Raw genomic sequence first — 14,075 nt, 5'->3', positions numbered from 1 at the left:
AGAACATGACACAGGAGTCCGTGATGGAGCTTTATCTCGATACCGCCGATGTGACGGCGGTAAAACGCCTGGCGCGCATTCTGCCGCTGCACGGCGTCACCACCAACCCAAGCATCGTGGCGAAGGAAGGCAAGCCGATCTGGGAAGTGCTGCCCGCGCTGCGCGACGCCCTCGGCGGCACCGGCAAGCTGTTCGCGCAGGTGATGGCGGCCGATGCGGAGCGCATGGTGGCGGAGGCCGCGCTGCTCAGCCAGCGCGTACCGGGGTTGGTGGTCAAGATCCCCGCAACCGCCGAGGGGCTGGCGGCGATCAAGAAGCTTAAAACGATGTCCATCCCGACGCTGGGCACGGCGGTATACGGCGCCGGGCAGGGGCTGCTGGCGGCCTTGGCCGGGGCGGAATACGTGGCGCCTTACGTCAATCGGGTGGACGCGCAGGGCGGCGACGGCATCGAAATGGTGCACGAGCTGCAGCAGCTGCTGAGCCTGCACGCGCCGTCGGCGCAGGTGCTGGCCGCCAGCTTCAAGACGCCGCGCCAGGCGCTGGAATGCTTGTTGGCGGGTTGCCAGGCGATCACGCTGCCGGTGGATGTGGCGGAGCAGTTCCTGAGCGCGCCGGCGGTGCAGGCCGCGGTCGAGAAATTCGAACAGGATTGGCAGGGGGCGTTCGGCAGCAATTTGCTGGGCTGATAGCTGTCCGTCTCGTTTACTGATTCTCCTCCCGATCGACAATTAATTTTAAAGGATGGCGCATCATGGCGTCATCCTCCCGCCGTTTCGCCATTCTTCGCATGCCCGCCGCCTCCCTTATGGTTTTGTGAATCGCAGTGCCATAAAGCTGTTGATTTTTCCCCCTCGAAGCTCATAATTCGCCCCAGAGTAAGTTTATTTACATTAATTTACTTAACTTATGATTTTGACCAAATAAATAACTATAAGTAACGGTGAGGAGCCAAGGATGCGCTCAGATTCAGATACTGCTCGTGCTTTACTTTATTCTATCCGCTGCGGGCTGTCGGGATTATTGATCGGCGTTGTACCCCTGTTTTCCGCTTCGGCGTCTACCAGCGATGGAATGGCGTCCATTGATGCCCGCGAACAGCAGCGCCAGCAGGAGCGCGAACGCGCCCTGCAACAGCAAAATGCCCCACAGGCCGATGCGCGCCTTTCCCGTCCCGACGTTGTGCTGCCCGATTACCCAACCGATGAACGCCCTTGCTTCATCATCAATCGGCTAACGTTGGTCGGCGAGTCTGCCGATCGCTTTCAATGGGCGTTGAACGCCGCGGCGGATACCAGGGGCCGCTGTCTGGGTAGCCAGGGCATTGTGCTTGCCATCAACAAGGTGCAAAACGCCATACTGGCCAAGGGCTATGTCACCACACGCGTGATGGCGCAGGAGCAGGACTTGACCACGGGCGTGTTGGCGCTGACGCTGCAGCCGGGGCGTATCGGTGAGATCCGCTTTGAGGAGCCGGTCTCCTGGCGTGGGCGGCTGTGGAACGCTATTCCGGCCTCACGCGGCGATATTCTCAGCCTGCGCGATATCGAACAGGGGCTGGAGAACTTCAGGCGGGTGCCCAGCGCCAATGCCGATATTAAAATCGTACCCGGCGCCGAGGACGGAACCAGTGACCTGCAGGTCAACTGGCACGAAGGGCGCCCGGTGCGGCTCAGCCTGGGGCTGGACGACAGCGGCTCCAAAAGTACCGGGCGTTATCTCGGTTCGGCCACTCTGGCTATCGATGCGCCGTTTGCACAGAATGACCTGTTTTACGCCAACATCGGCAAGGATGTGTTTCAGCACGGGCCGTTCGGCAACCGTTCACATACGCTGAACTACTTTTTCCCGGTGGGATATTGGGCTTTCTCGGCCAATTACAACGACTACACCTATCACCAGAACATCCCCAACGCCAATGAGGTGCTGCGCTACAGCGGCAAGAGCGACAACATTCAGTTGACCGTCTCCCGGTTGCTGTACCGCGACCAGTCGCACAAGTTAACGCTCAACCTGCGCGGCTACCGCAAGCACTCGACTAACGCCGTGGACAACGTTGATATTGTGTCGCAAAAACGTCGGACCGCCGGCTGGGAGCTGGGGCTGAATCAGCGCAGCTACTACGGTACCACTACGCTGGACGCCAATATCAACTGGCGCCGCGGCACCGGCGCATTCAATGCCCTGCCTGCCCCGGAAGAGTCGCGTCATGAAGGCAGCGCACGTACCGGCATTTTGCTCGGCGACCTGGGCATCAATCAGCCGTTCTCCTGGGGCGATCAGCCCTGGCGGGTGTATACCAGCGTAAGGGGGCAGTGGAGCCCGAACGCGCTGACGCCGCAGGAGCGGATGGCCATTGCCGGGCGTTACACGGTGCGTGGCTTTGACGGCGAACAGATGCTGTCCGGCGAAAAGGGCCTGCTATGGCGCAATGAAATCGCCTGGAACGTGTTTTCTCGCGGGCATGAATTGTATCTGGCCGCCGACTACGGCCGGGTGGACGGCCCAAACACTCGCCACTTGGTTGGCCATCAATTGGCGGGCAGCGCGCTCGGCGTGCGCGGCGCGCTGTGGGCGCGATTCAGCTATGACCTGTTTGCCGGCGTTCCGCTCTACAAGCCTGCGGGGTTCCATACCTCCGGCGCGACCGCGGGTTTTAGCGTAAATCTGGAAATCTGAACATCGCGATACCGGCAGCGTTGCTGCGCTGATCTGAACGGACTGACTTTTCTCACGGATGTGACCTATGAACAAACATTGCTATCGCCTTATCTTCAGCCGCACCCACGGGGAGTTGCGGGTGGTGTCCGAACTGGCCCGCAGCTGCAGCAGCGAGCCGGGGCAGCGCATCGGTTCAGGAATAACAGGTGGAAGTCGTCTGTGGGTCACCGTGCGTCGGTCAGTGTGGCTGCTTGGGCTGTTGATGTTCGCCGGCCCCGTCATGGCAGACGGCATTGTCGCGGACGGCGGTGCCAATCCTTCCCAGCGGCCGGAGGTCATCACTACCCAGAACGGCTTGCCGCAGGTCAACATCACCGCCCCCAACCAGGCTGGGGTCTCACATAATCAGTATCAGCAGTTTGACGTTGACGCCAAAGGCGCCATCCTCAACAACTCGGCGGTGATGACCGCGACCCAGATGGCCGGGATGATCCAGGGTAACCCTAATCTCAATCCCAATTCCGCGCCGGCTCGCGTCATCCTCAACGAAGTCAACAGCAACAATCCCAGCCAGCTGCGCGGTTTTATGGAAGTGGCCGGCGGCAAGGCGCAGGTGATTGTGGCCAACCCCGCCGGCATTGTCTGCAACGGCTGCGGCACCATCAACGCTGGGCGCATGACGCTGACCACCGGCAAACCGCAACTGAACGCCGATGGCAGCGTGGCGGGCTACCAGGTCGAGCGCGGCGTGGTGCGCATCGAGGGCGGTGGGCTCAACGGCGATACCCGTCATGATACCGAGTACGTCGACATTCTGGCGCGCGCGGTGGAGGTCAACGCCGGCGTCTGGGCTAAAGAAGGCGTGTCGGTGGTGGCCGGTCGTAACCGCGTGAGCGCGGACGGCAAAACCGCCGCGCCGCTTTCGGACGACGGCAGTGCCAGGCCTGAGCTTGCCATCGACATGGGGCAGATGGGTGGCATGTACAGCGGCAGTATCCGCATGATCGGCACCGAAGCCGGCGTCGGCGTGCGTAACCAGGGCGGACAGGTCCGGGCGGGCAAAACGCTCACCGTGAGCAGCGAAGGCAAGCTCAGTTGGCGCTCTGATGCGCCGGATGCGGCCACCCAGGCCGGCGGCGATATTCAATTGGCGGCAAAAGGCGACATCGAGACGCACGGCAAAGTGTACAGCGGTGGGCAACTGGCCATAGAGAGTCGCGAGGGAATGTTGACGCAGTCCGGTACGCTGGCGGCGGCCGGGAATGTGCACCTGAACGCCGCGCGCGGCATCCAAAGCAGCGGCCACCTGCTGGCGGGCAGTAATGTCGAAAGCGCGCTGGTCCATGATGCCAATCTGCAGCTTGATAGCCAGGGCGATATCCGCGCCAGTGGCAGTCTGCTCGGTAAAAAGAACGTCAACGCGTCCGGGCGCCGGGTGGATATCAGCGGCGCGCAGGTTGCGGCCGGCCGCACCGCGCTGGCGGCCCGCGAGGGCGGCGTGGCCTTGCGCCAGTCCACCGTAGACAGCGGTGAGCTGGCCGTGAGCACGAAGGGAAATGTGGATGCGCAGCAGGCCAAGGTCAAGGCCGGGCGCTGGGCGGTCGATGCTGACAACCTGTTCAACCAACAGGCTACCTGGTCTCAGACCGGTGACGGTGAGAGCCGTTTCACCCTGGCAGGCGCGCTGGATAACAGTGACGGCACCATCGAGACGCAGAGCCTCCGGCTTTCGGCCGGTCAGTTAGTCAATCAGCGCGGTCGCCTGGTGGCGTTGGGGGAAACGGCGCAGCACTGGCGAGTGGGTGGCCTGCTCGACAATGGCGGTGGCACGATGGGCAGCAACGGAGCGCTTCGCCTCGACGCCGGCCGCCTCGATAACCAGCGCGGCACGATAAAAACCCAGGCGGGGCTCACGCTCCATGTTGATGGCGCGGTGAATAATGCCGGGGGCAATCTGCTGGCGGGGAACGGCCTGACGCTTGAGGCAGGTAGCGATCTGAATAACCAGTCCGGCACCCTGAGCGGCGATGACGTGCGTCTGGCGGTACAACGGCTGGATAACGCGCAGGGGCAGGTCATCGGCCAGGGAAATCTCGAAATGACGGCCGGCCGCCTGGATAACCAACACGGCCTGATTGGCGCCGGCAAGGCGCTGAATGTGCACGCCGGCGACTGGGACAACCGTGGCGGCACGGCGCAAGGCGAAACGGCCGTGACGGCAACGGCGAGCAATCTCAACAACGACGGCGGTAAGCTGCTTTCAGGCCATGCATCAACCCTGCAGACCTCGGGCAACGCCACCAACCGCGGCGGCGAAATCAGTGCCACGGTGCTGACGGTGCAGTCTGACCGTCTCGACAACACGCAGGGCAAGGTGATTGGCCGACAACGGCTTAACCTGCATGCCCGTCAGGGGCTGGACAACACGCAGGGGCTGCTGGGCGCCGATGAGATGCTGACGGTGAGCAGTGAGGGCGAGCTGAGCAATCATCACGGTAGGGTGCAGGGGAATGGGCAAACCACGGTGTCAGCGCGAGACATCCACAACGAGGCCGGCAAGCTGCTGGGCGGGCAGAGACTCTCTCTCACTGCGTCGGGCGTGCTTGGCAACCGCGAGGGGGAAATCAGCGGCGAGTCGCTCACGCTAACGGCGCAGCGCCTCGATAACGCTCAGGGCAAGGTGGTCGCCAGGCAGGATGCGAACCTGACGGCGAAGCAAGGGTTGAGCAACGCCGCCGGCTGGCTTGAAGGCGGCAGCGCACTCGCCGTCAACACCGATGGCGATTGGGACAATCAGGGCGGCACCGCACAAGGTGGCCGGCAGGTCACCGCCAACGCGCAGTCGCTCGACAATACCGGCGGGCGGCTGCAGTCCGGCGGAGGCCTGACGCTGGATGCGACAGGCAATATCCTCAACCGTTCCGGCAAACTGACCGCGCAGCAGGCCCTTGCCGTTAACGGCGGAGCAGCCAGCCTGTTCGATAATGACGGCGGCTCCCTGCAGAGCGGCGGCGATCTGTCTCTGCAGGGAGGCCAGTTGACCAACCGCGCCGCAGGGGTGGTGCTGGGCGGCCAGGCGCTTTCTCTGAATCTGGCGGGGGGCTGGGATAACCAAAACGGCACCTTGACCGGCAATGGCCGCACGCAGGTGCGCGCCGCCAGTCTGCTCAATGCTCAGGGCGCCATCAACGCGCTGGATAGCCTGGACATGCAGTTCACCGGCAAACTGGATAACCGCCAGGGGCGAGTTTTCAGTCAATCGTCTCAGGTGTTGCAGGCACAGGATATCGTCAACACGCAGGGCTGGATGGGCAGCCTGGGGAGCTGGCGGGCCATCAGCGGCGGTTTTGACAATACGCAGGGCAGCGTACAGAGCCGGCAGGAAACACAGCTTACGGCTGACTGGTTGGATAACGCCCGGGGCGTGATGCAATCGGCGCAAAACCTGGCGCTGCGCATCAAACAGGATATCGATAACCGCAGCGGTAAGGTCTCGGCGCAGGGGCAACTGACCGTACAAGGGGCCGCTGACGGCGAGCACGCCGGCGCCATCAATAACACCGGCGGCGAATGGCTGGCGGGCCAGGCGCTGACTATCGCCGCCCGCAGCCTTGATAACGTCCAGGCGGGGCAACTCTACAGCCAGAAGCAGCTGCGGCTCAATTTGAACGGCGGGCTGGACAACCGCGGCGGGAAAATACAGGGCGGCGATGCGCTGACGTTTGATGCGCAGGCGCTGAATAATGCCGGCGGGACGATAGACGGCCAGCAACGCGTGGCGCTGCGCATTCTTGGTTTGCTGGAAAATACCGGCGGTGCAGTGCGCAGCAATGGCGGGCAAGAGGTGTCGGCCGCCGGTATCAATAATACACGCGGCGTACTCAGCAGCCGCGGCGGCATCACGGTGGCATCAAAGCAACTGGATAATACCGGTGGTACGCTCATCAGTCAGGGGGCGGGCACCTACCGACTCGACCGGCTTAACAATCAGCATGGCAAGGTGCACAGCGGCGACGCGCTCACGCTTGAGGGGGCGCAGGTCAACAACCGGGGTGGGCAATTAGTGTCAACCCAGGGGCTGGCGCTCAAGGCCGGGACGCTCGATAACAGCGGTCAGGGCACGCTCAGCAGCCAGGCGGAACTGGATGTGCAGGCCGAGCGCCTGAACAATCGCGATGGCGGGTTGATACTGGGCACCACGCGCACCGATATCACCTCTCGTGATATCGACAATACCGCAGGCCGCCTGCAGAGTAGCGGCCAGATGACCCTCTCGGGGGTAACGCAGCTGGACAACCGCCAGGGGCGGATCCTGGCCAACGGCAACCTCAATATCAATACTGACCGGTCACGGACCGACTCGCCGCTGGCGCTGCTCAACCAGGGCGGGCGAGTGGAGAGCGCCGGGCAACTTACCTTGCATGCGCGTACCTTGGATAATCAGAACGGTACCCTGCTGGGGCTGCAGGCGTTGACGCTGTCCGCGCAGCAGGACTACATCCATCAGGCCGGCGAAACGATCAGCAGTAACGGTACGGTGACGTTCTCTCTGAGCGGCGCCTTTACCAACCTGGCGGATTGGTTGCTGCCCGGCAAGCTGGCGCTCCATGCTGCCAGCATCACCAATCCGGCGGCGCTGGTGGGCAAAACGCTGCAGCTGACGACCGGAGCCTTGCAAAACACCGGGCGTCTTGAGGCGGACAGCATGACGCTGAACGTCGATACCCTGGACAACGCCGCGGCGCTGATGGGCGACGACATCACCGTGAACGGGCGCATTATCGACAACCACGGTGCGCCTGCGGTGATGGCGGCGACCCACAGCCTGACGGTGCAGGCCGGTGAGCGGCTGACCAACCGGGAGGGCGCGCTGATTTACAGCGCCGACCGTCTGCACCTGCACAGCGATGACCTGATTGAAAACCGGGCCAGCTTTATCGAAGCGGACGGTGACGCCACCGTGGAAGCGCGTCGCCTGAACAACCTGCGCGAAGGGCTGGTGATTGAGCGTAACGCCGAGAAGAGCGACTACAAATGGCACCGCTACAACTACTACTGGCGCTCCTACGGTTCAAAGGTCAATCCCGATAAAAGCACCATGGCACCGACCACCCAGCAGCTGACCTATCAGGATGACGCGGCGGCGCAAACCAACCGCTACGGCACACTGCTGGCCATTGATGCGGCGGGCAAGCGCGCACAGGTACGGGTCAAGGACAATAAGGGCCAATTGACCGACCTGTGGGTCAACTACCTGGCGCTCAAGCCGAATGCCGATGGCAGCTATGCGATGACGTTCTATGAAACGCGTGGGGGCAATCAGCTGGCGACCATCCCGACGCCTTATCAAAACGGCTTCCATTGGGAGCACGACTGGACGCAGGTGATGACCTGGGATCCCGAAAAGCATGTCGATATCGACAGCGCGCCGTTCATCACCGATTACAACAACTTCCGCGAACGTACCGAGAGCGGCACGGTGACGCGCGATAAGCTGGTGAGTGAGGGGATCGGCGCGCGTATTCTGGCCGGCGGCAACATGGTGCTGCGCATCACGGGAACGTTGCTCAATGACGCCAGCGTCATTACGGCCAACGGCAACCTGAAGCAGGACGGCGGCGGCAGCGTGGACAACCGCGGTTACTCGGTTAACGAGCGGCGTCAGGCGGCTATCGTTGACCATTATGACAAGGACACGCATCACTGGTACCCCACGTTCAACCGGGACGAAACCACGGCGCTGGCGACCGTTGACGGGGTGATCACCGGCAATGGCACGGTCACCATCAACGGAGCCCGCATCACCAACACCACGGTCAATCAGGCGCAAATCAGTCAACTTGATGCGGCGTTAAAGGCGGTAGATGCCGAACGCGCCGAGCTTGAGCGCAATCCGCTGGCCTTCACGGTAGAGGGCGCTGCCCGACCTGACGGCGATACGACGCTGGCGCCGGGCGAGCAAATGACAAGACCGGGCGCCACGCCGTCCTCGCCGCTGGGGCGCCCACTGCTGCCGTCTGAGCTGGCGCTGACGCAGTTACAGCATCTGGGCAATGTGGCCACCGCCATCCCCAATAACGGCTTGTTTAGTCAACATACGGCGATCGGCAGCCCGTTCCTGGTGGTAACCGATGAACGCTTTACCCGCCGCGACAACTTTATCAGCAGCGACTACATGCTCGAGCGCGTAGGGTATGACCCCGCGCAGGCCCATAAGCGCCTGGGGGACGGTTTTTACGAGCAGCGTCTGGTGCGCGAGCAGGTGCTGGCGCTGACCGGCAAACCGTCCGTCAAGGGCTGGGATGCGATGGAGCAGTACCAGCAACTGATGAACAATGGCAGCAAAGTCGCCCAGGACTTCCATCTGGTGCCGGGCGTGGCGTTGACGCCGGAGCAGATTGCGGCGCTGCAACAGGATATCGTCTGGCTGGTGAGCGAGACGGTGCAAACGGAAGGCGGCCCGCAAACGGTGTGGGTGCCGAAGGTGTATCTGGCACAGACTACGCTGCGCCTGACCGGCGATGGCGCGCTAATTGGCGGCGGTGACCTGCAACTCTCGGCAAACAGCATCACCAATGCCGGCAACCTGTTTGCCGAAAAAGCCCTGACGGTTGACGCCGGGCAGTTCCTGCATCAGGGCGGCGACGTCAGGGCAGGCAGCATTGACGTGCAGGCAGACAGTCTGGCCATGAGCACTAACCTGCAGGACGCGCTGCGCCAGGCGACCATGAGCGCCGGCGACATTCGCCTGCGCGGCACCGATATCACGCTCACCGGAGCGAAACTGGATGCGACCGATACGCTCAGCCTGAGCGCGCGTAACGATCTGACCATCACCGCCGCGAAAAGCAGCCATACCGCCGATCTTGAGGTTATCTCCGGTTCAATGGGTAACCGCACCCGCGGCGGCACGGAAGCGGCAGGCTCCCGGATGGCGCACGTCAGCGGCGAATGGCAGCAGGCTCTGGGGAGTCAGCTTAACGCTGGCGGCAACCTCTCGCTCAATGCCGGGCGAGACGTCACGTTCACGGGCAGCCAGGCCAGCGTCGCCGGCAGCACCCGCGTGCAGGCCGGCGGCGATATCAACATCAGGGCCGAAAGCACCACCAATACCACGCACCTGGACGCCAACAGCCGTACTTCATCAGTCAGTAACGACCGCCAGGAAGAGCGCCTGACAGTAAGCGCACTCGGCGGAGACCAGGGCGTCACCCTGGTGGCGGGCAACCGCCTGTTGGCCGAAGGCGCGCAGATTGACAGTAAAGAGGGGCGTATTGGCGTCAGCGCGCGGGACGTGACCATTAAAGACGCGCGCACCCGCACGCAGGACCAGGACAGCGAAAACAAACGCGAGGGCAAAACCAAAAGCCATCGCATCGAACAAACCGGGCGCGAAATCAGCACCGGCAGCACCTTCAACGGGCGCGAGGGCGTGACCGTGATCGGGCGTGAAGGCGACGTCACGGTCACCGGCAGCACCCTGCACAGCGACCAGGGCGCCATCGCCCTGCAGGCGAAAAACGATGTGATCCTTAACCACACCACCGACAGCGAGCATCGCGTCTCCAACGAGGAAAGTCGCGGCCGGAAAACCAGAGGTGAGCGCGCCGAAGAAGTCCTACGGGAAAACGTGGTGGGCAGCACCCTCAGCGGGCAGGGCGGCGTCACGGTGGTAGCGCAGGACGGCAGCATCATCGCCACGGCAAGCACCCTGCACAGCGACCAGGGCGCCATCGCCCTGCAGGCGAAGCAGGATGTGACCCTCAATACCGCCACCGAACGCGAGTCGGCCCTCAGTGAAGAGCGGTCACAGAAAAAAGGTTTCCTGAAAAAAAGCAGCAGCCACAGCGTGGCGCATGACGCCACCACACGCGAGAAAGGCAGCCTGCTCAGCGGCAACAGCGTCAGCGTCAGCGCCGGCAACGATCTGACGGTCACCGGCTCGGCCATTGCCGCCGACCAGGACGTGAACCTGCAGGCAGGCCGTAACGTCGACATCGGCGCGGCCACCGAGACCGACACGCATTACCGGCTGGAAGAGAAGAAAAAAAGCGGCCTGCTGAGCAGCGGCGGCATCGGCTTCACCATTGGCAAACAGTCGAGCAAACACGAAATCGACGAGAAAGGCCGGACCCAAAGCCAAAGCGTCAGCACCGTCGGCAGCAGCCAGGGCAGCGTCAACGTCACGGCGGGCAACCAACTGCACATCGGCGGCGCCGATCTGGTAGCGGCCAAGGATCTGGCTCTTACCGGCGACAGCGTGACTATCGATCCCGGCGTTGATGCGCGCACGCGTAAAGAGACCTACGAGCAGAAGCAGAGCGGCCTAAGCGTGGCATTGTCGGGCACCGTGGGCGGCGCGCTCAACACCGCCGTCAGCTCGGCGCAGCAGGCGCGAAAAGAAGGCGATGGGCGCCTGAACGCGCTGCAAAACACCAAGGCGGCGCTGTCCGGCGTGCAGGCTGCACAGGCCTGGGAGCGGGATAATGCGCTGACCGCCTCGGCGGAGGCAAAAAACGCCGCCGCCGGTTTACAGCCGGGGGACGAAGGTGCGGCGCAAGGTGCCACCAACACAGTGGGCATCAGCGCCTCCTACGGCAGTCAGTCGTCGAAAAGCGAAACCCGCACCGACAGCCACCAGTCGCAGGGCAGCACGCTCACCGCCGGGCAAAACCTGTCGATAACGGCGAGCGGCAAGAACCACAACGCGCAAAGTGGCGATATCGTCGTCACCGGCAGCCAGCTGAAAGCGGGCAAAGATCTGTCGCTCGATGCGGCGCGGGACATTACCCTGCAGTCGGCGCAGAACCGCGAAAGCACCGTCGGCAAAAACAGCAGCAAAGGCGGCAACGTCGGTGTCGGCATCGGCGCAGGCTCTGGCGGTTATGGCATCAGCGTCTCGGCCGGCGTCAATGCCGGCAAGGGGCATGAGAACGGCAACGGCCTGACGCATGCCGAAACCACCCTGGATGCCGGCAGTAATCTCAAGGTGACCAGCGGCCGCGACACCCGGCTTACCGGCGCGCAGGCCAGCGGAGAAAAGGTCACCGTCGACGTGGGCCGTAACCTGGCGCTGGAAAGCCAGCAGGACAGCGACCGCTATGACGCCAGGCAGACCCAGATGAGCGGCGGGATCAGCGTGCCGATCGGCGCCGGCAGCGGCTCGGCGAATTTTAGCGCCAGTAAGGACAAACTGCACAGCAACTTCGACTCGGTAAAAGAGCAGACCGGGCTGTTTGCCGGCAAAGGCGGGTATGACGTCAAGGTCAAAGAACATACCCAGCTCGACGGCGCTGTGATTGCAAGCCAAGCTGACAAGGAGAAAAACCGCCTCGATACCGGCACGCTGGGCTGGACGGACATCCACAACCAGGCGGACTACAGCGCGACGCACAGCGGCGGGTCATTCAGCACCGGCGGGCCGGTGGGCAAGGATCTGCTGACCAACATGGCCGGCGGCATGCTGTCGGGCGCCAACCACAGCGGGCACGCCGAGGGCACGACAAAGGCCGGGGTTAGCGAAGGTACGCTGATAGTTCGCGACACCGGCAAACAGCAGCAGGATGTGGCGCAGCTGAACCGGGATACCGAGCATGCCAACGCCGGCAGCATCAGCCCGATATTCAACAAGGAGAAGGAGCAAAACCGGCTCAAACAGGCGCAGCTTATCGTCGAGATTGGCGGCCAGGCGATGGACGTCATCCGCACGCAGGGGGATATCGCCGGGCTGAAGGCGCAGAAAGACCCGGCGGCGCTGGCGCAGGCCAGGGAGCAGCTTGAGAAGAGCGGTAAACCGACGAACGATGCGGAGGTGATGCAGCGGGCATACGACAACGCGATGCGGCAATACGGCACCGGCAGCGACCTGCAGAAGGCGGCGCAGGCGGTAACGGGGGCGCTGACGGCACTGGCGGGCAATAACCTGGCGGGCGCACTGGCGAGCGGTGCCTCGCCGTATCTGGCGACGGAAATCAAGAAACTGACCACCAATCCGCTGACCGGTGAAGTCGACGTTGCTGCCAACACAATGGCGCATGCAGTGCTGGGCGCGGTGACGGCGCAGTTGAACAACCAGTCGGCCGCGGCAGGGGGACTGGGCGCGGGGGGCGGTGAACTGGCGGCGCGCTACATTGCCGGGCAGCTGTTCCCGGGCAAGACGGCGCAGCAGCTGAGCGAAAGCGAGAAACAGCAGGTGAGCGCGCTGAGCCAGCTGGCCGCAGGGCTTGCAGGCGGGCTGGCGACGGGGGATACTGCGGGAGCGGTGACCGGCGGGCAGGCAGGGAAGAATGCGGTAGAGAATAACTCGTTGTCAGGAGATAAGGCGCGGGAGTCTGTTAAACAGGCCGCCGAGTCTCTGAAAAATCAGGTTAGGGAAAAGCTGGGTAAAGGCACCACTTCTGCTATCGCGAACGCCATTATCAATGGCCTTGCTGATACAGGTGATGCTGCACTAGGCTCGGCGGACTACGCCGCTGATGCTGCAATGGCACTGGCTTCATGTGCTGCGGGCGACAGCTACTGCAGCAAGGCGATGAGCGACCTGGCCGGGAAGAATCAGGCAGTGGCGGATACCGTTACTGCCCTGATGCAAAGTGAAACCTGGTCAGCGGTGAAAGACACGTTAGTTCAGGCATCTGAAGGGAATCAGGCAGCGCTGGAAGCAACAGGAGGGTTGATTGCTGGAATCATCCTTCCAGGTAAGAAAGTTCCATATGTTCCTAATGCTGGCTCTGTCGGAAATATGGGGGAGTTCTTTAAGCAGGCTGGTTTTGGTGTCTTGGCAAAAGATAGTTCACAGAAAACTAGCAAAATTTATCAAGGACAAACAGTTTATAAAGCTTCTAGTAACATCAGTGATGAGATCCGTAAGGGAGATCAATTTTATCTGGATGCTAGCCATAAAAATCATCTTGAAGTTTTTGATAGCAAAGGTAACTTTAGAGTTGTTTTAAATCTGGATGGCTCAGTTAATGTAGATAAAACAAAAAGTGCTGCTACTGAAGGACGGAAATTACCTAAATGATTAAAGAAATTAATTTTGATGAGTTAAAAGACATTTATCTTCAGTTATCGAAGATAATGCCAAAAAAACCAATAAATGAGAGTGATCTTTTGGTTGATTATAAAGCTCAACAATGTGCTTCATTCCATCGTCAACTTGAATTGCTTGGAAATGCAAAAGAGTTTTTGGTAAAGGCGAGCTTGGATGATGATAAGGTCGCAATACAAGCGGCACTAGTATATATCAGAGTGTACTCAATGAATTTATCAAGTTTTTTTGATGCATTTAAAGAGGATGCGGATTCTTTATTGAGATCTTCAGATTGGCCTGATATACCAGAGCATTATCAAATACCTGCGCATTATAATTGCCCTATCAAGTAGCAAAGTTTCCAGCAATTTGGCCGGGATCT

Annotated in this window: 4 protein-coding genes; all 4 read left to right on the top strand. The window is 61.6% G+C overall.

Annotation, left to right across the window (positions count from 1 at the left end):
• Positions 1-23: 23 nt before the first annotated feature.
• The 4 genes from fsa (at position 24) to SSARUM2_RS13250 (ending at position 14,046) form a co-directional block, all read left to right on the top strand.
• Positions 24-689 (top strand): fructose-6-phosphate aldolase, encoded by a 666-nt coding sequence (fsa, locus tag SSARUM2_RS13265; RefSeq protein WP_033647546.1) that lies wholly within the window; start codon positions 24-26, stop codon positions 687-689.
• Between the two features lie 385 nt (positions 690-1,074).
• Positions 1,075-2,679 (top strand): ShlB/FhaC/HecB family hemolysin secretion/activation protein, encoded by a 1,605-nt coding sequence (locus tag SSARUM2_RS13260; RefSeq protein WP_225369030.1) that lies wholly within the window; start codon positions 1,075-1,077, stop codon positions 2,677-2,679.
• A 67-nt stretch (positions 2,680-2,746) separates the two neighbouring features.
• Entirely contained in the window at positions 2,747-13,684 is a 10,938-nt protein-coding gene (locus SSARUM2_RS13255; RefSeq protein WP_120150968.1) for a hemagglutinin repeat-containing protein, read from the top strand.
• On the top strand, positions 13,681-14,046 hold the full coding sequence (locus SSARUM2_RS13250) for a hypothetical protein (RefSeq protein ID WP_125460730.1): 366 nt from the start codon (positions 13,681-13,683) through the stop codon (positions 14,044-14,046). Before SSARUM2_RS13255 ends, SSARUM2_RS13250 begins: the two co-directional genes overlap by 4 nt.
• Positions 14,047-14,075 lie beyond the last annotated feature (29 nt).

The organism is Serratia sp. K-E0102 (assembly GCF_029962625.1).
Taxonomy (GTDB): Bacteria; Pseudomonadota; Gammaproteobacteria; order Enterobacterales; family Enterobacteriaceae; genus Serratia; species Serratia sarumanii.
Note: the sequence above shows the minus strand (reverse complement) of the source record. Positions and strands in the feature narration are given on the sequence as shown.